The organism is Citrobacter sp. UYEF32 (genome assembly GCF_040546205.1).
In the GTDB taxonomy this organism is placed as follows: domain Bacteria; phylum Pseudomonadota; class Gammaproteobacteria; order Enterobacterales; family Enterobacteriaceae; genus Phytobacter; species Phytobacter diazotrophicus.
Map to the genome: position 1 here is coordinate 363,774 of NZ_JBEPNI010000001.1, position 23,808 is coordinate 387,581.

Below are 23,808 nucleotides of genomic sequence, written 5' to 3' on the forward strand. Positions count from 1 at the left end.
GTGGCTGCCTAATCAGAGCAGCCACTCAACCGGCAGGCGTGACGCCAGCCGTACCAGCATCCGTTGCCAGAACCGCGTCTGCGGTTCTTTTTTCAATACAGTCTCCTTGCCGTTTTGCAACGCCACCCAGTTAATACGTCCCCAGCGATCAAGGCGTAGTTGCCAGGCTGCCGCACGCTGACTACGCAAAAAACGGTGGTGAATCCGCTGCGCCAGATCGGCACTGTCGATCACAAAACCCATCTCGGTGTTCAGCATGGCCGAGCGCGGGTCAAAATTAAACGATCCGATAAAGACCTTTTCACCGTCGATACTGAATGTCTTGGCATGCAAACTGGAGCCAGAATTCCCGGTCAGCCCACGATCATGGACCGGGTGTGCCTCATCACGAGTTGGCTTAAGTTCATACAGTTCTATTCCGTGACGAAGCAGCTTCTTGCGCCAGCGCGCATAGCCCGCATGAACCACTGAGACGTCGTTCGCCGCCAGAGAATTGGTAAGAATAGCGATACTTACACCTTTGCGCGCCAGACGAATAAGCTGGGCAACCCCCCGACGTCCTGGAACAAAATAGGCCGAGATAATATCCACCTGCCGTTGCGGCGTACCCATCACATTATTCAGACGCTCCGGTAACAAGGTGTGCGTACGTGCTTTTCCCTGCCCTTTACGCGGGTCATCGCTCAGTAGCCGGGTTTTCGCCCAGACTATGGGGAGCGTCCCGGACTCGAGCTGACTGGCAAAAGGGGTAGATTCCAGCTTGTTCCGGTAGCGCACTGCGGTGATATCCTGATACCAGGCCTCCGGCAAACGGATGCGCCCGGCGATCTCTTCGCGTGGCAAATCCAGTACCGCATGCAGCGGCGACACGGACTCAGAGTGCCAGTAGCGGGAAAAATCCTCGCTGACATCACGTACCACCGGGCCTATCGCCATAACATCAAGGTCGGTAAATAATGGCTCTTCCCCGGCGCCAAAATAGGCATCTCCGACGTTGCGGCCACCGACCAGCGTCACCACACCATCGGCAGTAAAGCTTTTATTGTGCATACGACGGTTGAGGCGAGCGAAATCGGTAAGATATCCTAGCGCTCGTAACGTGCGAAATGAGAAGGGATTGAACAGGCGAACCTCAATATGCGGATGGGCGTCGAGCTGGCGTAAAACATCATCCATGCCAAGCGTATTGTTGTCATCAAGCAGCAACCGGACGTGAACACCGCGATCCGCGGCCTCCAGGAGCGCAAGTAACAGTAGCCGCCCGGACATATCATCCTCCCAGATGTAATACTGCACATCCAGGGTTCGCTGGGCCATTTCCGCCAGTCGATACCGCGCCACAAAAGCATCCAGGCTGTCATCAAGCGCCACCAGCCCGCACAGGCCCGGGTGGGCCGCGCACAACGGCGTGACAGCGCGCCCCAGCCGCGTATCTGGCGGCGGGGTCGCAGGCTCTTGCGAGGGGAAATCAGGTTCATCGAATATTTTTATTGTCATAGCTGTCAAAGTATATCTGCCCGCGCCGCGTCTGGTGGGGTAGATAATCCGAAACGCATCGCTGCAGGCGTTCTACGCCTGCGTTCGTTAACAAGAAAATGGGCAGGTAAAAGGAAAAGTATCGCGGCGATGCGCTGGCCATCCCATTTTCCATAAAGCGTGGCTATCCAAGCTGCATACCATGACCAGAATGATTTTCGTAAAGGCGATAATTAGCAACCTCGGCATCTTATCCGCCGGCATTCGTCTGCGTTCCACGCTGTGTCAGCGGTCGCCGATACAACCCGGTGTTTTCGTCATCAAAGCAGACAAACACCACCCGACGTATTTGCGGATGGTCAGCCAGAAATGCCTCGACGGTATTGACGGCGATTTCTGCGGCGGCGGCTTTCGGATAACCATAGACGCCAGTGCTGATCGCCGGGAAAGCAATGGATTCGTAGTTATTGGCTTCGGCCAGCATCAGGCTGTTGCGATAGGCATCTTCCAACAGGTGAACATCATGGTCATCTCCGCCATGCCATACCGGACCGACAGTATGTACTACGGCTTTTGCGGGTAACTTTCCGGCGGTGGTGATCACCGCATGCCCAGGCGGACAATCCCCTTGCTCCTGACGTACGCGCCGACAGGCCTCCAGCAATGCCGGACCAGCCGCCCGATGAATAGCACCATCCACCCCACCACCGCCGAGCAGTGATGAATTCGCCGCATTAACGATAACATCCACGCTGACGGTGGTGATATCCCCCTGAATAACCTGCATTATCGCTTGCATGTTTCTGCCTCGTGGCTTTCTCTTCTCTCAAGTGTAGCGCAGCCAGGTATGAAAATTGATCAGGCCCAGTCTGCATTATTTCGCACATTGAGCCTGTAAAAAGATCAGTTATAGGTGATGTCCATTACAGCCAGCGTATGCGCGGGGTTGAGGTAGTTGATTTTCATCGTCACAAGGTTGTCGAAGCCACTCTGCTCCTGAGCAAGGTTTTTCAGGGAGAATTGTTGGGTTTTCGCCTGTCCCTGGCGGTCACAGGCTACCGTCGCACGATGGGCGTCGACACGGACATCACACGGGGTTTCGACAACAGCCCCTTCAAAATAGATAACACCGCCGGTCGCCGCTATCACAACAGAGCTGCATACAGCGGCACAGAAAAGGGCTGCTGGAATAAGCAGCATATGCGAAGTTGACATATATACCTCAATAATGAATGGTCTTTGCAGGTGGTGAGAGGGGCACCGCGCAGACACCTTTTAAAACAAGATGTCAACTTTATGTATACATTAATTAATCAAATTTAACAGCAATGAAACAAATTATTTTTCAGAGAAACATTCATTAAATGAATAGGTTACAGCGTTTGCTGTGATGTCCAGCGCTGAGACAAATTCACTGACTGGCCATCCGTAACGGTAACCACGATGTCGACACTATCCTGCGCTTCAATATTCATACTTAAGCGCATCAACGATGTCGGTTGATTTGCGATAAATTGAATCGTCTTGCGTTGCTGGGTGCGACTCTGGCCGCCCTCCCCCTGTCGTGTTGCCAGAATCTGTACCTGACAGAGGCAATTTTCAGTGAGTAAAACCTGTGGGGTAATCGTGTACATATCGCCGACGCGGGTCGTGTCGAAAGTAATCTGGCTGGACAGCGCGGCAAGTAATAACAACGTATTCATAACGCCTCCCAAAAAGAAACAGGGCCGTAGCCCTGTTTCTTCAAACGATATGTCTGTTAGTACTGGTTGGCAGTGGCGTTGTTGCCGAAACCAACCTGATGAACGTTTACGGTAGAGCCAGAAGCAGTCTGGTTGACCAACGCACCATTGCCGCCACCATACTGGCTGACAGAAATTGTAGAGTCTCTGCTGTTCCACTGGTCAATGGTTGCGCTGTTATGGAAACCGTTTTGTGACAGGCTGATGGTGCTGTCATCAGAACCCTGACCAACATCAGCACCGTTGCTTGAGCCATTCTGGCGAATTGTCGTTGTAGAATCGCGAGCATCGGATTGCAGTGCCAGCGCGGAGTTGCTGCTACCAGTCTGGTAGATGCTCAGTTCAGAATCCGGACCGCCATAGTTATGGCCGCCATGACCTGAGAACTGCGGGACGCTGCCTGCAAAAGCACTGGCTGAAACGACGATCGCTGCTACTGCTGCCACTTTGAAAAGTTTCATGGTAAACCCCCATCGGATTGATTTTAAAGCCACAATGGCATCAACGTTGTATAACGCGTATGTCCATTTGCGACTGTCTCTGGACAACGACTGCTGTTTTCTGTGTACCGTACTGAGTAATACTCGCCCTGTTACCCGACCCTTTTTGGATAATCATTGCGGTGTTGCCGTAAGCGCCTTGTGTAATATTCGCGTCATTAGCACTGCCTGACTGATCGATATATGCAAGGTTATATGCTCCTGACTGGTCAATTTTTGCCGAATTGCTCCCGCCGTTCTGGGAAATAACTGACAATAACTTCGAGCCAGTTTGATTAATTTGTGCGTTATTATTTGCACCGGATTGACCAATAATGGCCGCTTTATTGTAGGCAGCGGCACTTAATTCATTCACCGCCAGGTTATATTCCGAACTTGCCATATCATAACCTGTAGCGGCGGCGAACCCAGGTGCACCCAGCATTGTTAACATCATAAATAACAACTTGTTTTTCATGTTGTCACCCTGGACCTGGTCGTTTATTAAAAAACAGTTTAAATATTCGTTCCGCTGGCGATAACACACTCAATTAATTTGTTAACGCTGCGTTACGGAAATCAGTATGGTCAGGTCGTAAAATAAAATATCTCACCCGCGATTCGTATTTTTTACTCCCTAATTAATACCAAAGTATGAATATTCGTATTGTTACAGTCAGGCGTATATAGAGAGCGTATTTAAACCATTTTAAACAGGCGGGTTTGCTTATAACAATTTGGTTGTAACGAGGTAATCAGTAAGTATGTTCTGCGAAGGAGATAACATTTCTTCGTTCGACCTTCACAATGCCTCCTTTTTTTCGATGCACAAATTGGACATCACCTCTCATACCAAAATCTTTGTTATGGTATGAATAATGCTACTTTTTAATTACTATAAATATAATTACAATACAATGACATACAATAATTTGTATGATTTTTTAAATTTGTGCAAGTATGATTTCGTGTACAACTTACCTATCAAAAATAAACAATAAAAAATCACTTAAGAAATATTTTAATATTTATTTTTACATTACGTTACATGTTTAACACTTGCTTTAAGAATGGCAATGACTAGATTGGAATTAGCAGCACTCATTTTGATTTATTAATTTCCCTTAATTGTTAGGGATTAAGTATTTATTACTACACACAGCAACACAACATCTGTCAGTACCTCTGGTTCCCCACCTTTTGGGTGGGGAAGCTGCGGATGTCCTAAACGCGGGGTTTCATCATGTTCAGTGAAGTCCAAAGTTCGTACAATCATGCATTGTTGTTAATTACCAAACCCTCTCTGCAGGCAACAGCCTTGTTGCAGCATCTGAAACATTCTCTGTCGATGACAGGAAAATTGCATAATATTCAACGCTCTCTGGATGATATTCCCAGTGATTGCCTGGTGTTATTCGATATGATGGAGGCGGATAAGAAAATCATTCAATACTGGCAGGACGTTTTGTCCAGAAAAAACAATAACCTAAAGTTATTGTTAATGAATACGCCTGATGACTATCCGTTCCGTGAAATCGAAAACTGGCCACATATCAATGGGGTATTTTACGTCTCGGAAGACGAATCCCGCATGGTTGAGGGATTACAAGGGATCCAGCGCGGCGAGTGTTACTTTTCACAAAAGCTTGCCAGCTACTTAATTACCCACTCTGGAAATTATCGTTATAGCAGTTCGGAGTCGGCATTGCTGACCCACAGAGAAAAAGAGATTTTGAATAAGTTGCGCATTGGCGCATCCAATATTGAAATCGCCCGCTCTCTGTTTATCAGCGAGAATACGGTAAAAACGCATCTTTATAATCTTTTCAAAAAGATAGCGGTTAAAAACCGAACTCAGGCAGTCTCCTGGGCCAACGATAATCTCAGGCGTTAACGCCATGAAACGCGCATCGTATTACCTTGCGGCAGCAACATTATTGCTCGCCGCCGGGAATCTGCACGCTGTCGAAGTGGAGATTCCCGGTTTATTAACCGACCATACGGTTTCTTCGATCGGACACGATTTTTATCGTGCTTTTAGTGATAAATGGGAAAGTACCTGGACAGGGAATTTAACTATCAATGAAAGACCAAGTGCTCGCTGGGGAAGTTGGATAACTATCACGATTAATCAAAGTGTTGTTTATCAGACTTTTATGTTCCCAACGCGGCGCGATTTTGAAAAGAACGTTGATATTGCACTTGCACAGACACACGAAGCACTCGACCGTCGCCAAATTGATCAGGCACTACTGAGCACCCGCGATTTAGCGACAGATGAATTCTAAAACACGATAAATATCCGGAGGGTAACATGCGTATCGCATATGCCGTCATTTCATTAATGTTGATAACACCATTAAGTTGGGCGGGACAAATGACATTTCAGTTCCGTAATCCTAATTTCGGTGGTAACCCTAATAATGGCGCTTTTTTATTAAATAGCGCACAGGCTCAAAACTCTTATAAAGATCCCAGCTATAAAGATCTTGGCGTTGAGAGCACATCAGCGCTTGATAATTTTACTCAGGCTATTCAATCACAAATACTGGGTGGGTTATTAACAAATATAAATTCCGGTAAACCAGGTCGAATGGTAACCAGCGACTTTATTGTTGATATTGCCAACAAAGATGGACAGTTACAATTAAATGTAACTGACAGAAAAACAGGCAAAACGTCGACTATTCAGGTTTCAGGTTTACAAAACGGTTCAACCGATTTTTAAAGCATCGCCATTACAGGACAATAATCATGCAGCGCTTATTCATACTTCTGGCCGTGTGTTTATTAAGCGGATGCTTAACTGCGCCGCCAAAACAAGCCGCCAAACCTACGTTATTACCTCGGGCACAAAGCTACAATGATTTGACACATTTGCCACTGCCTTCCGGTAAAATATATGTGTCGGTGTATAACATTCAGGATGAAACCGGGCAGTTTAAACCCTATCCGGCCAGTAACTTCTCGACCGCCGTTCCGCAGAGTGCGACCTCCATGCTGGTGACGGCACTAAAAGATTCACGTTGGTTTGTTCCACTGGAACGCCAGGGGCTGCAGAATTTACTGAATGAGCGCAAAATCATTCGCGCGGCGCAGGAAAATGGCACGGTTGCAATTAATAACCGCTTCCCGCTCCAGTCATTGACCGCAGCAAATGTCATGATTGAGGGCTCGATTATCGGTTATGAAAGTAACGTGAAATCGGGGGGCGTTGGCGCGCGATATTTTGGTATAGGTGCGGACACGCAATATCAGCTCGACCAGATTGCCGTTAACCTGCGAGTGGTCAACGTGAGTACCGGGGAAGTGCTTTCGTCAGTGAATACCAGCAAGACTATTTTGTCCTATGAAGTGCAGGCCGGGGTATTCCGCTTTATTGATTATCAGCGTCTGCTGGAAGGCGAAGTGGGCTACACGGCTAACGAACCGGTCATGCTTTGCCTGATGTCAGCGATTGAGACAGGGGTGATTTTACTGATTAACGACGGTATCGACCGTGGGCTTTGGGATCTGCAAAACAAGGCAGAAAACAAAAACGAAGTGCTGGTTAAATATCGCGAGATGGCGGCGATGCCTCCGGAATCCTGATGGCAAACGCAGAAAAAGCGTGACGGGTTAAATCGTCACGCTTTTTTTTGTTCTTTTGTCATATCACCAGCGTTACGGGCTGCGAGCCACAGGCCGCTGTTTTTCATGGCATAACCAAACAACAACCCGACCACAAGCGAAGGCACTATCATGCGCCAGTCGCCCTGCCCCGCAAAAGTCGCGCACGCGCCAATAAAGGTACCCGGAACGAAAGAAAGCAGCAGATTTTTCGCCTGGGCACACATCAGAAACGCCACCAGCCCGGTCATGACATACCCTACAATCTCAAGATGCGGAGCCAGCGCGCTACCGTGAATAATTACCAGCGCCCAGGCCACCCCGCTCATTAACGTGCAGGCAGAGATTAACAGGCCTTTAAGGCCACCTTGCGGACAGGCAAAGTAGGCGGTACAGCCAAGGAATCCGGCCCAGCCGATCAGACCGAGAGAGACGGCAACCCAACCCCAGAGACCGGAGAGAATACCTGTTGTTAATGCAATAGAGAGGAGTATGTTCATGGCGCGCATCTTAGCAGATACGCACCTTATTTATGTGACAGGAAACGCAATAATTGCAATATCACATTTCCCGTTGCATATTAAATGTGATTAAAATCACACTTTATTCCTCTGCGGATTCCTGCAACTCATCCCACATGGCAGAGAGAGCATCACGCGTCAGCGGCGCCATAGTACGCCAGAATGGGGTAGTCGCATGCGCTTCCACCTTACCGAGGAAGGTGCCACACCACGGCAGCAGATATTCTGCGAAGAGCGTTTCCAGCGCTTCACTTTCATCTTCTGCTGACTGATCTTCAAGCCAGGAGGCGGCCAGCAGCAACGTGCCAAAATGGTCCGCAGGTGCGTCTGTCAGCGGCATACCGCGAGTCGAGAGAAATGCTCGCACTTCGGCTTCCGTAGCCCCATCCACCCATGCGCTGCGATACGGGGAAACGCGGCACTCGTTGCCGACAAACAGCGCGTTGAAATCAGCGGCCAACCCCTGCGCGTCACAATTCTTTTGCAGACGCTCCAGCATTTCATCCTGCTCCAGCGGCCAGTTTTGCGCCAGCTTCCCTTCACGTATGAGGGTATAGAGCGGCACGAGTAAGGGATCCTGTGGCTGACGATAAAACAGTGAACCCAGTACGCGGCAAAGGATGGAAAATTCGTTCATGCAATGATTCCAGTGGCTAATTAAAAGTCGGCAAATTCAGTAATGGGCGTCATTCCACGTGCTTCAAGGAAGCTCAGCATCCGGCGCGGTGTGACATTCAGAATACGATCTTCCGGGAAGTCGACATCATCAAGGATTTCACGGCACTGCGCAAATTCACCCAGCGTAAATGCTGTATGCGAGTCGGAACCCAGCGCAACCCATCCGCCCGCATCACGCACGGCGGCAGCAATCGCACGGCAATTCGCTTCGCTGCCTTTCCGCGAATGAAGGAAAGAGGAGTTGTTGATTTCCAACGCCACGTTGTACTTCGCGGCAGCAGCGGCAATCGCCGGGATGTCCACCGGATATTTTGGATTACCCGGATGGCTGATGATATGCGCATAACCATTCGCCATTGTCGCAATCATCGCCTGAGTATTGGTGTCTTTATCCTGTGGGGCAAACACCGGTTCGTGAAAACCCGCAATGATCAGATCGAGCGACGTCAGCATAGGACCGCTACAATCGATTTCCCCTTCAATATTTTTGATGTTGGCTTCAATGCCGCGCAGAATGCCTACGCCATCCACAACGCGTGGCCAGATACGCATGTTAATGAAGTGCCAATGGTGCGGCGCATCATCCATATCTGGGCCATGATCGGTGATAGCGAAAAGCTTAATCCCTTTATGCTTTGCTTCGGTAATGTAGTCTTGCAGGGTGCTATAGGCGTGGGTGCTGGCGACGGTATGCATATGCAGGTCAACGGGATACATGAAACTCTCCTGTAGTTGTTTGTGCAAGGATAGCAGTTATCGCCGCCATTTTTAATGAAAAACCCGGCCTGACACGTAAGTGTCATTAATAACCGCGAAGGCGATCGACACGACCTTTCACCCTTTCGCCACGTTCAAGTTTGTCGATCGCAGTAGCAATAAAAGCAATAGCCTCATCTGTACGGGTGGTGGCCGCAATATGTGGCGTCATGGCAACGCGGGGATGCGCCCAGAGCGGATGGTCGGCTGGCAGCGGCTCGCGGCTAAAGACATCCAGCATTGCTCCTTTCACTTTGCCGCTATTAAGCGCCTGCAGAAGATCGTCTTCAACAACGTGAACACCGCGCGCCAGGTTCATAATATAGCTATTGTCCGCCAGTTGGTTTATCACGCTCAGGTTAATGAGCCCCACCGTTTCTGGGGTGTTAGGCAATAAATTGATCAATACGCGTGTTCCGTGCAGAAACGCGCCAAACTCTTCCGCCCCTGCAAAACTGACCACGCCCGGCAGATCTTTACGTGACCGACTCCAGCAGCGTAGCGGAAAACCCCAGGCGTTCAGGCTGGCGGCCACTTTCGCCCCCAGTATTCCGGCGCCAAGGATGCCAATGGTAAAATCTTCGCGCCGATATTCTTCCAGCTCCAGCCACTTGGCCTGCTGTTTTAATGCCTGGTAATCATCAAACCGACGGAACCAGTGCAGTACCTGGCTCACCGCATATTCCTGCATCTGCAATCCCATGCCAGTATCTTCCAGGCGAAATAGCGGGATGTGTTGCGCCAGCATTTCCGGATGCGCCTTGAGCTTACTCAGAATAGAGTCGACGCCGGCCCCCAGCGCAAACACCCCTTTGAGCTCACGACCGCGTAGCATTTCAACAGGCGGATGCCAGACCAGCGCATAATCGGCAGGGCCATCATCACCCTCGCGCCATTCACGTACGTTCGCACCGGGTAATGCCTTGCGCAATGCTGGCAGCCAGGCGGCGGGATCGAAGGTCGGGTGATAAAAGATAATCTCCATTTCTGCTCCAGATTGATGGTGTTGTTTCCCGGTAAATGTCGGGTTTACTTGCCGTTTTGTTAGATGATTATGTTCACACATCACCTTAGCAAATATCACTGAAAGTCTTCATAAAAGTGTTTCGCGGGGAAAAAAGCCAGTTTCAGAACATTTAAGAAGCAAGTTGATTGAAGTTTGTCTAAACGCGCTAATTTATTGAAAAAGAAGATTGACGGAAGTGCCGGTTTTCCCTACATTAGCGCCCGTCCCGACAACATCGGGAAGACAATGTGGTGAGGTGTCCGAGTGGCTGAAGGAGCACGCCTGGAAAGTGTGTATACGGCAACGTATCGGGGGTTCGAATCCCCCCCTCACCGCCATCATTTCAGATGAGAGCCTGTACGAAAGTACGGGCTTTTTTCTTTTATAGTCTCCCATACCAGGGGGGGGATGAGAACCCCCGACCGGGTTCGACAACCGGCGTCAGCCGGGTGGACAGATGACGAGCCTGCGAGGAAGCTGCCCGCAGGGCGAGCGAAGCGAGTCAATCCCCCTCACCGCCATCATTTCAGATAAGAGCCTGTACGAAAGTACGGGCTTTTTTCTTTTATAATCTTCCACCCCAGGGGGGGATGAGAACCCCCGACCGGGGGTCGACAACCGGCGCCAGCCGGGTGGACAGATGACGAGCCTGCGAGGAAGCGGCCCGCAGGGCGAGCGAAGCGAGTCAATCCCCCCCTCACCGCCATCATTTCAGATAAGAGCCTGTACGAAAGTACGGGCTTTTTTCTTTTATAATCTCCCACACCAGGGGGGGATGAGAACCCCCGACCGGGGGCTCGACAACCGGCGTCAGCCGGGTGGACAGATGACGAGCCTGCGAGGAAGCTGCCCGCAGGGCGAGCGAAGCGAGTCAATCCCCCTCACCGCCATCATTTCAGATAAGAGCCTGTACGAAAGTACGGGCTTTTTTCTTTTATAATCTCCCATACCAGGGGGGATGAGAACCCCCGACCGGGGGCTCGACAACCGGCGCCAGCCGGGTGGACAGATGACGAGCCTGCGAGGAAGCTGCCCGCAGGGCGAGCGAAGCGAGTCAATCCCCCCCCACCGCCATCATTTCAGATAAGAGCCTGTACGAAACTACGGGCTTTTTTCTTTTATAATCTCCCATATCAGGGGGGATGAGAACCCAATGAAAGTTCAAATGCCAGCAATGTGCTTTTATTTCCCCTCGCCCCTCTGATCGGTTCAGTGTGCACCGTTATCCGGTAGCCCGAATAAGCGCCAGCGCATCCGGGGGAAATCAGACAACCGGGCCTGATACCGCAAGACGAATCTGCGCATTGCCAGCCATCATTTCCCTGCCGTTGCTCATACCTTAAGCGAACAATCATCAATACCGAAAATATGCTTGACCGTTTTAGCGCAACTCCCTATAGTAGCGCCCCGTTGCCCCCCAGTGGTGTGGCAGCAAAACAATGTGGTGAGGTGTCCGAGTGGCTGAAGGAGCACGCCTGGAAAGTGTGTATACGGCAACGTATCGGGGGTTCGAATCCCCCCCTCACCGCCATCATTTCAGATAAGAGCCTGTACGAAAGTACGGGCTTTTTTCTTTTATAATCTCCCATACCAGGGGGGATGAGAACCCCCGACCGGGGGCTCGACAACCGGCGCCAGCCGGGTGGACAGATGACGAGCCTGCGAGGAAGCTGCCCGCAGGGCGAGCGAAGCGAGTCAATCCCCCCCTCACCGCCATCATTTCAGATAAGAGCCTGTACGAAAGTACGGGCTTTTTTCTTTTTATAATCTCCCACACCAGGGGGGATGAGAACCCCCGACCGGGGGTCGACAACCGGCGTCAGCCGGGTGGACAGATGACGAGCCTGCGAGGAAGCGGCCCGCAGGGCGAGTGAAGCGAGTCAATCCCCCCCTCACCGCCATCATTTCAGATAAGAGCCTGTACGAAAGTACGGGCTTTTTTCTTTTTATAGTCTCCCATACCAGGGGGGATGAGAACCCCCGCCCGGGTTCGACAACCGGCGCCAGCCGGGTGGACAGATGACGAGCCTGCGAGGAAGCAACCCTTTCCCATTCTTAAATCTCTGGGAATTGATGGCAATGGAATGCTGAACCCGCAGATCTCCAGCAGATCCTCTGAGTTTTCGCAAGCGACTAAAACTCAGCAGCATATCGTTGCCCATTTTCAGTGAGTTGATGTCATCAGCTATGGACGCTTTCATCTGGCCGCCAAACTGCGGCCAGAGGACACACCTCAGGCAACAATAGAAGACCGAAAAGTGAAAACTGTTACTGTTATCGGGGATCAGAAAACGTGAATGGCTACGCGGTCAGGGGAAAACCACCATATGTCGCATCTTCGGAAAGGAGTGTATAAAAACAAAAAAACCACCCGGAGGTGGTTTCACGACACTGCTTATTGCTTTGATTATACTTATCTTTCCCATGGTACCCGGGGCGGGACTTGAACCCGCACAGCGCGAACGCCGAGGGATTTTAAATCCCTTGTGTCTACCGATTCCACCACCCGGGCTCGGGAAGAAATTGGAGGCGCGTTCCGGAGTCGAACCGGACTAGACGGATTTGCAATCCGCTACATAACCGCTTTGCTAACGCGCCAGATTCTTCAGGCCTTTCGACCAGCACCCGCAATATGCCGATGCTTGTAAACTGGAGCGGGAAACGAGACTCGAACTCGCGACCCCGACCTTGGCAAGGTCGTGCTCTACCAACTGAGCTATTCCCGCAATATCAAGTTTTGTTCTAATCACTTGATTTTGTTATCTTCTGGCGAGCTACGCTGCCGTCTGATGCGATGCATTCTACTTACCTGACGCACTGAGTCAACGATATTTTTCAAAACCCGGATCGTTTGCTGAAAATTAACGCGAAACGATCACTGTTCAAGCAAATCTCCGCGTGCCGCGTTCAGGTATTGCAACATCGACCACAATGTCAGTACCGCAGCAACCAGGAACAGACCAATCCCCGCCCACTCTACCCACTCGTTTGGACGCCACAGCATCCAGACCAGTGCAGTCATCTGCGCGGTCGTTTTCACTTTACCGATCCAGGAGACGGCAACGCTGTTGCGTTTCCCCAGCTCCGCCATCCATTCACGCAGGGCCGAAATAATGATCTCACGGGCAATCATAGTAGCCGCCGGCAACGTCACCCACCAGGTATGGTAATGCTCTGCTACCAGCACCATTGCGATTGCGACCATCACTTTGTCCGCTACCGGGTCCAGGAATGCGCCAAATCGCGTGCTCTGGTTCCAGCGACGCGCAAGGAAGCCGTCAAACCAGTCGGTTACGGCGGCAACCAGAAAAATCAGCGCGCATGCGAACGAAGCCCATTGAAAAGGCAGATAAAATGCCAAAACAAAAAACGGGATAAGAATGACGCGAAACAGGGTAAGCAACGTAGGGATATTAAATCGCATAATGACGGTAACTATCTGTTGTCAGTAAATTTTGACCCTATGTTGCTACAGAGCCCTTAATGTTTCAACGAGTAGTAGATCTTTTCTGCCAGACCTTGCGAGATGCCCGGCACTTTTGCAATTTCTTCAATGCTCGCATTCAGCAAACCCTGCAGACCACCCATGTACTTTAACAGCATCTGGCGGCGTTTTGGACCAACACCTTCGATGGTTTCCAGCGTACTGGTATTCTTCACCTTTGCCCGCTTTTTACGGTGGCCGCTGATGGCATGATCGTGCGACTCATCGCGAATATGCTGAATCACATGCAGTGCCGGGGAATCTGGCGGAAGACTAAACCCTTCGCCTTCAGGTTCAAAGAATAAGGTCTCGAGCCCTGCTTTACGGTCTGTTCCTTTCGCCACGCCCAACAGCAACGGATGATGTTTATCCCATGGGACGTCGAGTTCGGCAAATACCGTTTTGGCCTGCCCTAACTGCCCTTTCCCACCATCAATCAAAATCACATCCGGAATTTTGTTCTCTTCAATCGCTTTCCCGTAACGACGACGCAACACCTGATTCATGGCGGCGTAATCATCACCAGGCGTGATGCCCGTAATGTTATATCGCCGGTATTCCGCACGTACCGGCCCGTTGGCATCAAACACCACACAGGACGCCACCGTCTGCTCACCCATTGTATGGCTAATATCGAAACACTCCATACGCTTCACTTCCGGCAATTTGAGCAAGGTCGCCAGCGCGGTCAGGCGTTGATGGACGGTCGACTGCTGCGACAATTTCGTACTGAGCGCCGTCGCGGCATTCGTACGTGCCAGCTTCAGATAACGCGCCCGATCGCCGCGTGGTTTGGTCTGCACGTTAACTTTGCGTCCGGCAAGCTCAGACAACGAATCCGCCAGCAGCGTTTTGTCATTGAGGTTGAAATCAAGCAGGATCTCACCTGGCAGCGTGCGCATCTGGCTTCCCTGCAGGTAAAACTGCCCGACAAAGGTTTCCACCACCTCGCCAAGTTCAGTGCCATTCGGCACTTTCGGGAAATAACTCCGGCTACCCAGCACCTTGCCCTGACGAATAAAGAGCACATGCACACAGGCCATGCCAGCATCGAACGCCACGCCGATCACATCCAGATCGTCCCCGGTATTTGAGACAAACTGTTTTTCGGTGACCCGGCGTACGGCCTGAATTTGATCGCGAATACGCGCCGCCTCTTCAAATTCCAGCGCCTGGCTGGCTTTTTCCATCCGGGTAATCAGTTTCGTGAGCACCTGATCATCTTTACCGGCAAGGAACAGCCGCACATAGTCCACCTGCTGTGCGTACTCCTCTTCGCTCACCAGCCCCGCCACGCAGGGGCCAAGACAGCGGCCAATCTGGTATTGCAGACACGGACGCGAGCGGTTGCGATAGACACTATTTTCGCACTGGCGGACCGGGAATATTTTCTGCAAGAGCACCAGGGTTTCCCGCACAGCATAACCATTAGGAAACGGGCCAAAGTACTCCCCTTTAGCGTGCTTCGCACCACGGTGCATAGCCAGGCGCGGGTGGGTATCACCGCTCAGGAAAATAAAAGGATAGGATTTATCATCGCGCAGCAGCACGTTGTAGCGCGGCTGATAGAGCTTGATGTAGTTGTGTTCCAGCAATAACGCTTCCGTCTCGGTATGGGTTACCGTGACGTCAATCTGTTGGATCTGTGCAACCAGCGCTTCTGTCTTTCGCGAGGCGAGATTGCTGCGAAAATAACTGGAGAGGCGCTTTTTAAGATCTTTTGCTTTGCCTACATAGATAACTGTGCCGCCGGTGTCATACATTCGGTAGACACCCGGCTTGCTGGTTACTGTCTTGAGAAAGGCTTTTGAATCGAAAACTTCATTCACTGACTTGCTAACGTCTCCGCATTGCACAGACCATGGCGAATCGCCAGGTGAGTCAGCTCCACGTCACCATGAATGTTCAATTTACTGAACATGCGGTAACGATAGCTGTTCACCGTTTTGGGGCTGAGATTCAGTTGCTCAGAGATCTCATTGACCTTCTGACCTTTAGTGATCATCAGCATAATCTGCAATTCGCGTTCAGACAAACTCTCGAACGGTGAGTCGGTTTTTTCCGGTTCAATCTGACTGAGAGCCATCTGCTGAGCAATGTCGGACGCAATGTATCGCTGCCCGGAATGAACGGAGCGAATCGCATTGACGACTTCCTGCGGGGCAGCGCCTTTGCTGAGATAACCTGACGCGCCAGCTTGCATTACTTTCGCCGGAAGCGGGTTTTCTGTGTGAATGGTAAGCATGATGACTTTGGTGTCGATATTAGCGCGCGCAATCTTGCGTGTGGCTTCAAGGCCACCGATGCCCGGCATGTTCATGTCCATCAACACAACGTCGACAGAATGCGCCCGGCACCATTTTACGGCATCCTCGCCGCAACAAACTTCGCCAGAAATTTTTATGCCTTTAATATCTTCGAGAATGCGTCGTATCCCTGCGCGCACCAGTTCGTGGTCATCAACAAGAAGTACGTTGATCAATGGAATATCTCCAGAAAAGGGATGACGCTGCTGCAAGCTAATTCTTCACATACTAACGGTTTTTGCTGCGTTAATGAAAGTTAAAAAATGCCACTCATTCGATTTCGGTCTCGTTTTTGGAAATTAACCTGTACATTTTGTGGAAACTTTCACACCCCGCGCCATATCAGGTTTGCGAGTTTAAAAGTACTTTTCGGAAAGCTGCCTGAACGCACAGTTTTATTCTGATGGGGAATTTAAAGCGGCACTTTGTAACAATAATTAACCGTCATTCTACCTCTATTAAACATATATTTTGCCTACGCTATTCAAATTAAATATATGACTAATGTTTAATTTAATAAACCAGACAGCGGGTACGTGCAAAAAACAACCACTGCTATTTTTCCCCTGGCTTGTGGTATACTCCGCCGCTTTGACATTCACCGTCACGCTAAGCACGGTAACTTAACGAGGTAAATAAATGAGCACACCTGATTTTTCCACTGCTGATAATAACCAGGAACTGGCTCAGGAAGTCTCATGCCTGAAAATGATGATCACGCTGATGTTGCAGGCTATGGGACAGGCCGATGCAGGTCGCGTCATCCTTAAAATGGAAAAACAGATCGCAGCGCTGGAAGATGAAACCCAGGCGGCGGTGTTCACCAACACGGTGAAGCAGATCAAACAGGCTTATCGCCAGTAAGTGAATCCGGCTGGCAGCCTACAAAAGCTGGCAGCCGGTATACGTCTGGCACGCAGAACGAAGGTTCAGGTCAGATAATTCCCGTCGCAGCCGCATAACAGGCAATCTGCGTTTTATTCGGTGCGTTGAATTTTTTCTGCATGTTCTTCTGGTGAAAATTCACCGTATTCTCAGATATGGACAAAATCATAGCGATTTCGGCCGATGTCTTCCCTTCCGCTGTCCATTTCAGAATTTCTTTCTCGCGCTTACTGAATTTCATTTCTGGCGCAATGACCATATTGTCACCCAGCCGGGAAAGCGTGATCAGGCTTTGCTGAATCAGCGTTTGCAGGCGCAACTCAATCTCTTCATCATGCTGTGGATGATGGAGAATACTTGTGCGGGACACGGACAAAAATCCCATTGCGTGGTTTGGCAGCATCAAACACTGCGTAATCCCTTTGCGTAATCCAAAATCCCGCGCACCATTCCATAATTCCGGCGTCTCGTGAAATAATTTGTCATTCCACGGCAAATGCCCGTGCAGGAAATTCTCTGGTTTGAGTACCGGGTCGACAGCGAAATAATTTTCGGACTGATAATGCGCCATCCAGGCATCCGGATACGTGGTGTGTACATTGATTTTCGGGCGCGTGAACGGCACCGGATGTCGGACACACAGTGCAAAAAAATCAAATTCAAGCAGCTGCGTTTGCTGCTCTAATGTTGAATATACCTCTTCCTTGTCCGTTATCTCCTGAAAACGTAGCAGCATCTCCCTGCGCCACGAGAAAAAGTCATTATCCTGCATACTGACCGATATCACCCCTGACAATAATAATCATTATTATGGATACATTAAATTAACACATAAATCTTTTTTATAAGTGTGAAATATCGGTATCAGCGAAAATCAGTAAAAATTTTCATAGGTTATGGCGAGCAGATAAGGCAGAAAACACTGTTTTTTGTGGGAAAACGCGACGGCAAAGTGTGGTCAAATATCTTTATTGGCAATGCATATGATTAAAAGCGCACGAATAAATTTAGCTTAAGTTAGCATTAATCACCGATTCGGAAAGCGAGTTGCTGCCGAATCGGTGAATCATTACTGCATCAGGAATTTTTCCAGAAACTGCTGTGTGCGTGGCTGCTGCGGATTGGCGAATAGCGACTTTGCAGCGCCCTGTTCGACAATGCGCCCCTGGTCCATAAAGATGGCCCGGTCCGCCACATCGCGCGCAAAGCTCATTTCATGGGTGACAATCACCATCGTCCTTTTTTCCTGCGCCAGTTGCCTGATGGTATTGAGCACCTCCCCTACCAGTTCAGGATCCAACGCCGAGGTCGGTTCATCGAACAGAATGACATCCGGGCGCATTGCCAGCGCGCGCGCAATCGCCACACGCTGCTGTTGTCCGCCGGATAAACGCCGCGGATAGCTGGTCTCTTTACCACTTAACCCGACTTTAGCCAGCAACTCTCGTGCCCGCGCTGTCGCTTCCTCTTTCGGTTCGCCTTTCACAATGACCGGGCCTTCAATAATGTTTTCCAGCACCGTACGATGCGGAAAGAGATTGAAGTTCTGGAACACAAAGCCTACATGCTGGCGCAACTGGCGAATCAGGTTTTTCTGTTGTCCTATCGGTTTTGCCGTATCGATGGTTATGTCACCCACCCGAATCGTACCGCTTTCAGGCTGCTCCAGTAGATTGATACTGCGCAATAGCGTGGTTTTACCGGATCCGCTGGGCCCAATGATAGCCACCACTTCCCCTTGCGCCACGTCCAGATCGATGCCGTGCAGCACCGTCTGGCCGTGGAATTGTTTCACCAGGTTTTTCACTTCGATGGCACTCATTTCGGATCGCGCTCCTGCCGGTTCAACTGGTTTTCAAAATAGTTCTGCAACGCAGAGAGTACCGTCGCCATAACCCAGTAAATGAGCGAAGCGGCCAGATACATTGTGAACACTTCCAGCGTACGTGAGGTGATCAGTTGCGCCTGACGGAACAGTTCCGGCACCTGAATCGTCGCCGCCAGCGAGGTATCTTTCACCAGGCTGATAAAGCTGTTAGAGAGCGGCGGCAATGCCACACGCGCGGCCTGTGGCAATATTGCGCGCCGTAACGTTTGCCATGGTGTCATCCCGATACTGGCGGCGGCTTCCCACTGCCCTTTATCGATAGACGAGATAGCCGCACGCAAGGTTTCCGAGGCGTAAGCGGCGGTATTGAGCGACAGACCGATCATCGCCGCCGGGATCGGGTCCAGCTCTATGCCAAATTGCGGCAACCCGTAGTAGATCATAAAAAGCTGGGCGATGAGCGGCGTACCACGGAAAATCGAGATATAGATGCGCGCCAGCCAGCGCACAGGGAGCAGCGGGGAGAGGCGCATTAACGCCAACACAAACCCCAGCAGCAAGCCAAAGAACATGCCGCCGATGCTCAGTTGCAGCGTAAATACCGCCCCTTTAAGCAGGTACGGCGCAGAGTCGATCACCAGTTGTAGACTTTCTTGCATTATGGTTGTTCTGCCCGGCAATTAAACATGTGGGTGATAGGCAAACAGCGCCGGAGCGCCACCGGTGTGGACAAACAAAATCGGGCCGTCATCTTTAAAACGCTTTTGCTCAATCCCATCAAGCAGCCCTGCCATCGCCTTGCCGGTATAGACAGGATCGAGAAGAATACCTTCCAGGCGCGCAAGCAGTTTAACCGCCTCCATGCCTTCATCATTCGGCTGACCGTATCCCGGCGCAAAATAGTCATCCCAGAGGGTAATCTCTGCGCTGGCCTTCACCTCCAGCAGTTGCGCGATCTCCTGTTGCAGGGTCACTACTTTGGGTTTTTGGTCAGCCACACTGCGCGATACCGTCACGCCGATTAACTCGACATCCGGGAGCAGTTGTTCCAGACCAATCGCCAGCCCGGCATGCGTTCCGGCGCTGCCCGACGCCACCACGACCGAAGAGAGCCCCACGGCACCTTCACACTGTTGGGCAATTTCTAACGCACTTTCGACATAACCCAGCGCCCCCAGCGCGTTTGAGCCGCCAACCGGAATCACGTAAGGGCGAAAACCCTGCGCTTCAATACGTGTTGCCAGCTCATCCAGTTGGCGTTTGGGATCGGTCAGCGCGTCGCACATTTCGATTTGCGTATTAAACAGGTCCAGCAACAGGCGGTTACCGTTGGTCAGATAGTTTTCCGCGGTCGTGCCAATGGGGTTTTCCAGCAGCGCCACGCAGTGCAGCCCCAACTTTGCCGCCACCGCCGCCGTCTGGCGCACGTGGTTAGACTGAATAGCCCCTGCGGTAATCAGTGTGTCGGCCCCTTCGCGTAGCGCGTCTGCGGCGAGAAACTCCAGCTTACGCAGCTTGTTCCCCCCCATCGCCATGGGGGTAACATCATCGCGCTTAATAAAGATGTCACGACCGACGAAATCAGAAAATCGCGGCAGGTATTCAAGCGGCGTCGGCGCGCCGATAAATTCCAGGCGGGGAAAACGGGTGAGATTTTGCAAGGACATCGATCCTCCGGTAGCGAGATAGGAATGGCTTTTATTATGCACGTATACCGCGCGTAAATAAAAAAGGCGCTGAAGGTAGCGCCTTTTTTCTTACGGAGAGATTACTTCGTTACATCAGCGCCGAACCATTTTTCCGATAGCGCTTTCAGCGTGCCGTCTTTCTGCATGTCGGCAATCGCCGCATCAATGGCTTTCAGCAAGTCTTCGTTACCTTTGCGCAATGCGATACCGGATTCCTGACGAGAGAAAGCATCACCCGCAACGGCCAGCGTATTGTTGGTTTTTTTCACCAGATCGAGGGCGGCCAGGCGGTCCACCAGAATGGCGTCAATGCGGCCTACACGCAGATCCTGGTATTTGGTCGGGTCATCATCGTAGGTGCGGATATCCACGCCCTGCACGTTGGCACGCAGCCACTCTTCATAGTTGGTACCCAGACCCACACCCACTTTTTTGCCTTTCAGATCGGCTGCGGATTTGATGCTTCCTTCATTGCCTTTTTTCACCAGCGCCTGAATCCCGGAGACGGTGTAGGGAGTGGAGAAATCATATTTTTTCTTACGTTCGTCAGAGATAGTGACCTGGTTAATCACCACATCAATACGTTTTGAATCCAGCGACGCCAGCATGCCATCCCACTTGGTGGGTTTCAGGTCCGCTTTCACGCCCAAATGTTTCGCCAGCGCATCGGCAAACTCCACTTCAAACCCGGTGAGCTTGCCATCATCCCCCTGGAAACTGAACGGCGGATAAGTGCCTTCCAGTCCAACCAGCAAGGTGCCACGCTCTTTAACTTTATTCAGTAGATTTTCAGCGGCGAACGTTTTGACGCTCATCCCCGCAACCAGCGCGACAGCCATAACCCCCATCAGCGCCTGACGACCCAAAAGTGCAAGTTTCATAGTGACTCCGACCAGAAAATGAAGAGCGTAACGCACGGTACCTGAATCATTTTCAGGCACCTGTGCGTCACATTTTATTCATTTTTAATATATATCAGATCGAGCACCGACAGCGATCTTTTGCACAACGTTAAAGCGTGATTGTGCTTTAAATTGTGCGTACTTACGCAACGCGATACGGTAATTATTGGTACTGGTGGTAGGTAACCAGGGTTCCAGATTCTCATCAGGGTACCCTTCGTCAAGAAGATCACGGGAGATATTAAGCTCACTCAAATGATTTCCGAGGCGGCGAAGACGAACGACGTATTCACGCACCGTGCCATGGCTCATTTCAGTGTGATCGAACAGGAATTGTTTAAATCCAATGATATCGAAGAAATCACTTTGCTCTTTGCAATGCAGGTCCCCGCAGAATCGGCAGAGTGCCACCCATTCTTTTTGTTCCTGCTGCCAGGCTGCCTCATCCAGAAGCATATCCAGGCGTGAGATTGCAATTTTGTTCACAATTTCGCCTCGACGCACCAGGGTGATGCGGTCGAGTAATTTGTGACAATGTGCGCAATGCGTTTGGCTGTGTTTAAAGTCTTTTAAATAGCGGCTTAGTGGCCGTCTTTTAGGTTGCTGCACCGTCATGATAACTCCTGGTTGTCAATGCGTTGTGCGGCATTTTTCAGGGGCGATCCAGTACAGACAGTCTCACCAACCTATAACTTACCCAGCTTTGTACGTAAGCGCTTAATAGCCTGACTATGCAATTGGCTAACCCGAGACTCTCCGACGTCAAGAACAGCGCCAATCTCTTTGAGATTAAGCTCTTCCTGATAATAAAGCGTCAGAACCAGTTGTTCGCGCTCCGGTAAGGATTCAATGGCTTCCATTACACGGTGACGCAAATTACTTTCCATTAACTGGAATAACGGGTTTTCCTGTTGATGATCGTCAGTCACCACTTCGATACTGTCACCATGCTCTTCTCGCCATTCGTCATAGGAGAAAAGCTGGCTATTATTGGTATCAAGCAACATCTGACGGTATTCTTCAACCGGAACACCGAGGCGTTGTGCAACTTCTGTTTCGGTCGCATTACGTCCCAGCTCTTGCTCAAGTTGCCCCATAGCCTGTGCTACTTCGCGAGCGTTACGCCGGACACTGCGCGGTACCCAATCACGGCTGCGCAATTCATCCAGCATAGCCCCACGAATGCGCTGCACTGCGTAAGTGGTAAATGCCGTTCCTTGCAGAGCGTCGTATCGGTCCACTGCATTCAGTAACCCGATCCCGCCCGCCTGTAGCAGATCGTCCAGTTCCACACTCGCCGGCAAACGCACCTGCAGGCGCAATGCTTCGTGACGCACCAGAGGTACATAACGCTGCCACAGCGAGTGTTTATCCATTACACCTTCAGCGGTATAGAGTGAATTCACGATAAACAGCCCTGCGTTAGTTTGAGTTATCGGCATGATTATCCGATTCTGTAGCACTTTTAATCGGATGAATAGTGGGTGAAATGGGGGGTTATTTGCAGGGTTGTGTATCAGAGTTCATCTCATACTGTAAATGTACACTCCCATCCGCCCGGGCGCCGCATGATCAATGTTTTAATTTCACCTGCTGGAACAGAAATCGATCGTGAGATTTTGCTATCGCTCCGTTATCAAAAAGCGGTAAAGCTATTTCTCGCAGGCTCCCATTGTGACAACCATACCCATGATAATAATGGGGGGCCTATATTGCCAGACGCCGGGGAAGTGCGCTGCCGACAGGCCTACCGGGCGTTAAATCTATTATACGACATCCCATTTTTCTTTCCTGCGCATAGCGTAAATCAAGTCACCGGCGCGTGGTATCTGGCTGAAAAAACAGCAAAAAAAGCAGTTCTGGATAGCTACCCCGACTCGCATTTGTATTATAAATTCCGCTACCGGGTTAATACCCCGGATAACATTTTCTCATCCGCTAATGATACCGCAGTGGAAGTGACTGAATATTGTCAGCTATTTATTAAGCCAAACGGTAAAAAGTATAAGTGTCGTGCGCTGACAATTAATGACAAGCAGACGCCAGAAATACAATTAAGCGCCAGGAAGGGTTTGCCTGTTCGAACCAACCGCTGCGGTTATGAATATCGGGTTGGTGGTTTTGCTCATGAAAAATATGGTGATATTTTTTGTCAGCACCCTTTTCAAAAAGGTATTCACGGCGGATTATCGCTTTATCCGCCTTTTATCTACGAACCTCACAAAATGCCTGTTACCGTTATGCACATTCCGACCGTTAAAGGTCAGCGCGTAAAACGGCAGCGCAGAGATTTTTTTGGCAGAGCCAACCATTTAAACCGCAATGATAAGATATTGCGGTGCATCGACCATACAAACGTCATCCAAAAGCGTGGCATTTATGAACGATCCGGAAGGCTTTCAACAACGGGTATTTATACCTTGATGTCATTATGACAGACCTTATTCT

At 50.5% G+C, this 23,808-nt stretch carries 27 protein-coding genes and 5 tRNA genes; 9 read left to right on the forward strand and 23 right to left on the reverse strand.

The window, feature by feature from the left end; translation table 11 throughout:
- Positions 1 to 12: 12 nt before the first annotated feature.
- From ABIB59_RS01805 to csgB, 6 genes are all read right to left on the reverse strand, one after another.
- Positions 13 to 1,497 carry a phospholipase D family protein gene (locus ABIB59_RS01805; RefSeq protein ID WP_079496416.1) on the reverse strand — a complete coding sequence of 495 codons (1,485 nt, stop codon included), beginning with the start codon at positions 1,495 to 1,497 and terminating at the stop codon, positions 13 to 15.
- A gap of 229 nt (positions 1,498 to 1,726) precedes the next feature.
- Positions 1,727 to 2,275: an O-acetyl-ADP-ribose deacetylase gene (gene ymdB, locus ABIB59_RS01810; RefSeq protein ID WP_354033802.1), complete on the reverse strand. Its 549-nt coding sequence runs from the start codon at positions 2,273 to 2,275 to the stop codon at positions 1,727 to 1,729.
- Positions 2,276 to 2,379: 104 nt separating this feature from the next.
- Positions 2,380 to 2,691 carry a YmdA family protein gene (locus ABIB59_RS01815; RefSeq protein ID WP_354033804.1) on the reverse strand — a complete coding sequence of 104 codons (312 nt, stop codon included), beginning with the start codon at positions 2,689 to 2,691 and terminating at the stop codon, positions 2,380 to 2,382.
- Positions 2,692 to 2,849: 158 nt separating this feature from the next.
- Entirely contained in the window at positions 2,850 to 3,179 is a 330-nt protein-coding gene (gene csgC / locus ABIB59_RS01820; RefSeq protein ID WP_317087404.1) for a curli assembly chaperone CsgC, read from the reverse strand.
- A 56-nt stretch (positions 3,180 to 3,235) separates the two neighbouring features.
- Positions 3,236 to 3,679, reverse strand: a complete 444-nt coding sequence (gene csgA / locus ABIB59_RS01825) for a curli major subunit CsgA (protein ID WP_041851773.1) — start codon at positions 3,677 to 3,679, stop codon at positions 3,236 to 3,238.
- Between the two features lie 40 nt (positions 3,680 to 3,719).
- Entirely contained in the window at positions 3,720 to 4,175 is a 456-nt protein-coding gene (csgB, locus tag ABIB59_RS01830) for a curli minor subunit CsgB (RefSeq protein ID WP_041851774.1), read from the reverse strand.
- Positions 4,176 to 4,940: 765 nt separating this feature from the next.
- Here csgB and csgD point away from each other — a divergent pair.
- From csgD to csgG, 4 genes are read left to right on the forward strand one after another with little or no spacing between them, the layout of a single operon-like run.
- Positions 4,941 to 5,591 carry a biofilm master transcriptional regulator CsgD gene (csgD, locus tag ABIB59_RS01835; RefSeq protein WP_041851775.1) on the forward strand — a complete coding sequence of 217 codons (651 nt, stop codon included), beginning with the start codon at positions 4,941 to 4,943 and terminating at the stop codon, positions 5,589 to 5,591.
- A gap of 4 nt (positions 5,592 to 5,595) precedes the next feature.
- The gene (csgE, locus tag ABIB59_RS01840; protein WP_354033807.1) at positions 5,596 to 5,985 is read left to right on the forward strand and encodes a curli production assembly/transport protein CsgE; all 390 of its coding nucleotides are present in this window, start codon (positions 5,596 to 5,598) and stop codon (positions 5,983 to 5,985) included.
- Positions 5,986 to 6,011: 26 nt separating this feature from the next.
- Positions 6,012 to 6,425: a curli production assembly/transport protein CsgF gene (csgF, locus tag ABIB59_RS01845; RefSeq protein WP_041851777.1), complete on the forward strand. Its 414-nt coding sequence runs from the start codon at positions 6,012 to 6,014 to the stop codon at positions 6,423 to 6,425.
- A gap of 26 nt (positions 6,426 to 6,451) precedes the next feature.
- Complete coding sequence (csgG, locus tag ABIB59_RS01850) at positions 6,452 to 7,288, forward strand: curli production assembly/transport protein CsgG (protein ID WP_354033809.1); 837 nt, start codon at positions 6,452 to 6,454, stop codon at positions 7,286 to 7,288.
- A gap of 35 nt (positions 7,289 to 7,323) precedes the next feature.
- Here csgG and ABIB59_RS01855 read toward each other — a convergent pair whose 3' ends face one another.
- From ABIB59_RS01855 to ghrA, 4 genes are all read right to left on the reverse strand, one after another.
- Positions 7,324 to 7,806, reverse strand: a complete 483-nt coding sequence (locus ABIB59_RS01855; protein WP_125124331.1) for a DUF1097 domain-containing protein — start codon at positions 7,804 to 7,806, stop codon at positions 7,324 to 7,326.
- A gap of 103 nt (positions 7,807 to 7,909) precedes the next feature.
- On the reverse strand, positions 7,910 to 8,464 hold the full coding sequence (locus ABIB59_RS01860; RefSeq protein WP_041851780.1) for a TorD/DmsD family molecular chaperone: 555 nt from the start codon (positions 8,462 to 8,464) through the stop codon (positions 7,910 to 7,912).
- Positions 8,465 to 8,484: 20 nt separating this feature from the next.
- Complete coding sequence (locus tag ABIB59_RS01865; RefSeq protein WP_222556735.1) at positions 8,485 to 9,222, reverse strand: phosphatase; 738 nt, start codon at positions 9,220 to 9,222, stop codon at positions 8,485 to 8,487.
- An 85-nt stretch (positions 9,223 to 9,307) separates the two neighbouring features.
- Complete coding sequence (gene ghrA / locus ABIB59_RS01870) at positions 9,308 to 10,246, reverse strand: glyoxylate/hydroxypyruvate reductase GhrA (RefSeq protein WP_354033812.1); 939 nt, start codon at positions 10,244 to 10,246, stop codon at positions 9,308 to 9,310.
- Positions 10,247 to 10,517: 271 nt separating this feature from the next.
- Here ghrA and ABIB59_RS01875 point away from each other — a divergent pair.
- Together ABIB59_RS01875 and ABIB59_RS01880 are read left to right on the forward strand one after the other, a co-directional pair.
- Positions 10,518 to 10,605: transfer RNA gene (locus tag ABIB59_RS01875), tRNA-Ser, on the forward strand.
- Positions 10,606 to 11,710: 1,105 nt separating this feature from the next.
- Positions 11,711 to 11,798 (forward strand) — tRNA-Ser (locus ABIB59_RS01880).
- Between the two features lie 894 nt (positions 11,799 to 12,692).
- Here the strand turns inward: ABIB59_RS01880 and ABIB59_RS01885 are convergent.
- The 6 genes from ABIB59_RS01885 to uvrY all read right to left on the reverse strand — a co-directional run bounded on the left by ABIB59_RS01885 (position 12,693) and on the right by uvrY (position 16,233).
- Positions 12,693 to 12,779 (reverse strand) — tRNA-Leu (locus tag ABIB59_RS01885).
- 12 nt (positions 12,780 to 12,791) lie between these two features.
- A tRNA-Cys gene (locus tag ABIB59_RS01890) sits at positions 12,792 to 12,865 on the reverse strand.
- A 52-nt stretch (positions 12,866 to 12,917) separates the two neighbouring features.
- A tRNA-Gly gene (locus ABIB59_RS01895) sits at positions 12,918 to 12,993 on the reverse strand.
- Positions 12,994 to 13,142: 149 nt separating this feature from the next.
- On the reverse strand, positions 13,143 to 13,691 hold the full coding sequence (gene pgsA / locus ABIB59_RS01900; protein ID WP_041851800.1) for a CDP-diacylglycerol--glycerol-3-phosphate 3-phosphatidyltransferase: 549 nt from the start codon (positions 13,689 to 13,691) through the stop codon (positions 13,143 to 13,145).
- Positions 13,692 to 13,747: 56 nt separating this feature from the next.
- The gene (uvrC, locus tag ABIB59_RS01905; RefSeq protein WP_354033814.1) at positions 13,748 to 15,580 is read right to left on the reverse strand and encodes an excinuclease ABC subunit UvrC; all 1,833 of its coding nucleotides are present in this window, start codon (positions 15,578 to 15,580) and stop codon (positions 13,748 to 13,750) included.
- Positions 15,577 to 16,233, reverse strand: a complete 657-nt coding sequence (gene uvrY, locus ABIB59_RS01910; protein WP_041851802.1) for a UvrY/SirA/GacA family response regulator transcription factor — start codon at positions 16,231 to 16,233, stop codon at positions 15,577 to 15,579. Before uvrY ends, uvrC begins: the two co-directional genes overlap by 4 nt.
- Positions 16,234 to 16,561: 328 nt before the next feature.
- On the opposite strand from uvrY, the gene ABIB59_RS26330 reads away from it, so the two are divergent.
- Positions 16,562 to 16,684: a hypothetical protein gene (locus tag ABIB59_RS26330; protein WP_418904016.1), complete on the forward strand. Its 123-nt coding sequence runs from the start codon at positions 16,562 to 16,564 to the stop codon at positions 16,682 to 16,684.
- A gap of 12 nt (positions 16,685 to 16,696) precedes the next feature.
- On the forward strand, positions 16,697 to 16,921 hold the full coding sequence (locus ABIB59_RS01915; protein WP_071196383.1) for a DUF2594 family protein: 225 nt from the start codon (positions 16,697 to 16,699) through the stop codon (positions 16,919 to 16,921).
- Positions 16,922 to 16,991: 70 nt separating this feature from the next.
- Here the strand turns inward: ABIB59_RS01915 and sdiA are convergent, their stop codons facing one another.
- The 7 genes from sdiA to ABIB59_RS01950 form a co-directional block, all read right to left on the reverse strand.
- A complete protein-coding gene (gene sdiA / locus ABIB59_RS01920) occupies positions 16,992 to 17,714 on the reverse strand; it encodes a quorum-sensing transcriptional regulator SdiA (RefSeq protein WP_041851804.1) in 723 nt (240 codons plus the stop codon).
- A gap of 297 nt (positions 17,715 to 18,011) precedes the next feature.
- The gene (gene tcyN / locus ABIB59_RS01925; RefSeq protein WP_079496411.1) at positions 18,012 to 18,764 is read right to left on the reverse strand and encodes an L-cystine ABC transporter ATP-binding protein TcyN; all 753 of its coding nucleotides are present in this window, start codon (positions 18,762 to 18,764) and stop codon (positions 18,012 to 18,014) included.
- On the reverse strand, positions 18,761 to 19,429 hold the full coding sequence (tcyL, locus tag ABIB59_RS01930; RefSeq protein WP_041851806.1) for a cystine ABC transporter permease: 669 nt from the start codon (positions 19,427 to 19,429) through the stop codon (positions 18,761 to 18,763). Before tcyL ends, tcyN begins: the two co-directional genes overlap by 4 nt.
- Before the next feature lie 21 nt (positions 19,430 to 19,450).
- Positions 19,451 to 20,437, reverse strand: a complete 987-nt coding sequence (gene dcyD, locus ABIB59_RS01935) for a D-cysteine desulfhydrase (protein WP_071196380.1) — start codon at positions 20,435 to 20,437, stop codon at positions 19,451 to 19,453.
- Between the two features lie 101 nt (positions 20,438 to 20,538).
- The gene (tcyJ, locus tag ABIB59_RS01940; protein WP_041851808.1) at positions 20,539 to 21,339 is read right to left on the reverse strand and encodes a cystine ABC transporter substrate-binding protein; all 801 of its coding nucleotides are present in this window, start codon (positions 21,337 to 21,339) and stop codon (positions 20,539 to 20,541) included.
- An 84-nt stretch (positions 21,340 to 21,423) separates the two neighbouring features.
- Positions 21,424 to 21,975 (reverse strand): flagella biosynthesis regulatory protein FliZ, encoded by a 552-nt coding sequence (gene fliZ / locus ABIB59_RS01945; RefSeq protein ID WP_041851809.1) that lies wholly within the window; start codon positions 21,973 to 21,975, stop codon positions 21,424 to 21,426.
- Positions 21,976 to 22,046: 71 nt separating this feature from the next.
- Entirely contained in the window at positions 22,047 to 22,766 is a 720-nt protein-coding gene (locus ABIB59_RS01950; RefSeq protein ID WP_041852034.1) for an RNA polymerase sigma factor FliA, read from the reverse strand.
- Between the two features lie 162 nt (positions 22,767 to 22,928).
- On the opposite strand from ABIB59_RS01950, the gene ABIB59_RS01955 reads away from it, so the two are divergent.
- Positions 22,929 to 23,795, forward strand: coding sequence for a hypothetical protein (locus ABIB59_RS01955; protein WP_354033816.1), 867 nt, complete (start codon positions 22,929 to 22,931; stop codon positions 23,793 to 23,795).
- Positions 23,796 to 23,808 lie beyond the last annotated feature (13 nt).

Bases quoted from the DNA above. Each gene is read 5' to 3' on its own strand.
- ABIB59_RS01805 (WP_079496416.1), bottom strand. From the start codon at position 1,497: ATGACAATAAAAATATTCGATGAACCTGATTTCCCCTCGCAAGAGCCT.
- ymdB (WP_354033802.1), bottom strand. From the start codon at position 2,275: ATGCAAGCGATAATGCAGGTTATTCAGGGGGATATCACCACCGTCAGC.
- ABIB59_RS01815 (WP_354033804.1), bottom strand. From the start codon at position 2,691: ATGTCAACTTCGCATATGCTGCTTATTCCAGCAGCCCTTTTCTGTGCC.
- csgC (WP_317087404.1), bottom strand. From the start codon at position 3,179: ATGAATACGTTGTTATTACTTGCCGCGCTGTCCAGCCAGATTACTTTC.
- csgA (WP_041851773.1), bottom strand. From the start codon at position 3,679: ATGAAACTTTTCAAAGTGGCAGCAGTAGCAGCGATCGTCGTTTCAGCC.
- csgB (WP_041851774.1), bottom strand. From the start codon at position 4,175: ATGAAAAACAAGTTGTTATTTATGATGTTAACAATGCTGGGTGCACCT.
- csgD (WP_041851775.1), top strand. From the start codon at position 4,941: ATGTTCAGTGAAGTCCAAAGTTCGTACAATCATGCATTGTTGTTAATT.
- csgE (WP_354033807.1), top strand. From the start codon at position 5,596: ATGAAACGCGCATCGTATTACCTTGCGGCAGCAACATTATTGCTCGCC.
- csgF (WP_041851777.1), top strand. From the start codon at position 6,012: ATGCGTATCGCATATGCCGTCATTTCATTAATGTTGATAACACCATTA.
- csgG (WP_354033809.1), top strand. From the start codon at position 6,452: ATGCAGCGCTTATTCATACTTCTGGCCGTGTGTTTATTAAGCGGATGC.
- ABIB59_RS01855 (WP_125124331.1), bottom strand. From the start codon at position 7,806: ATGAACATACTCCTCTCTATTGCATTAACAACAGGTATTCTCTCCGGT.
- ABIB59_RS01860 (WP_041851780.1), bottom strand. From the start codon at position 8,464: ATGAACGAATTTTCCATCCTTTGCCGCGTACTGGGTTCACTGTTTTAT.
- ABIB59_RS01865 (WP_222556735.1), bottom strand. From the start codon at position 9,222: ATGTATCCCGTTGACCTGCATATGCATACCGTCGCCAGCACCCACGCC.
- ghrA (WP_354033812.1), bottom strand. From the start codon at position 10,246: ATGGAGATTATCTTTTATCACCCGACCTTCGATCCCGCCGCCTGGCTG.
- pgsA (WP_041851800.1), bottom strand. From the start codon at position 13,691: ATGCGATTTAATATCCCTACGTTGCTTACCCTGTTTCGCGTCATTCTT.
- ABIB59_RS26330 (WP_418904016.1), top strand. From the start codon at position 16,562: ATGTTTAATTTAATAAACCAGACAGCGGGTACGTGCAAAAAACAACCA.
- ABIB59_RS01915 (WP_071196383.1), top strand. From the start codon at position 16,697: ATGAGCACACCTGATTTTTCCACTGCTGATAATAACCAGGAACTGGCT.
- sdiA (WP_041851804.1), bottom strand. From the start codon at position 17,714: ATGCAGGATAATGACTTTTTCTCGTGGCGCAGGGAGATGCTGCTACGT.
- tcyN (WP_079496411.1), bottom strand. From the start codon at position 18,764: ATGAGTGCCATCGAAGTGAAAAACCTGGTGAAACAATTCCACGGCCAG.
- tcyL (WP_041851806.1), bottom strand. From the start codon at position 19,429: ATGCAAGAAAGTCTACAACTGGTGATCGACTCTGCGCCGTACCTGCTT.
- dcyD (WP_071196380.1), bottom strand. From the start codon at position 20,437: ATGTCCTTGCAAAATCTCACCCGTTTTCCCCGCCTGGAATTTATCGGC.
- tcyJ (WP_041851808.1), bottom strand. From the start codon at position 21,339: ATGAAACTTGCACTTTTGGGTCGTCAGGCGCTGATGGGGGTTATGGCT.
- fliZ (WP_041851809.1), bottom strand. From the start codon at position 21,975: ATGACGGTGCAGCAACCTAAAAGACGGCCACTAAGCCGCTATTTAAAA.
- ABIB59_RS01955 (WP_354033816.1), top strand. From the start codon at position 22,929: ATGATCAATGTTTTAATTTCACCTGCTGGAACAGAAATCGATCGTGAG.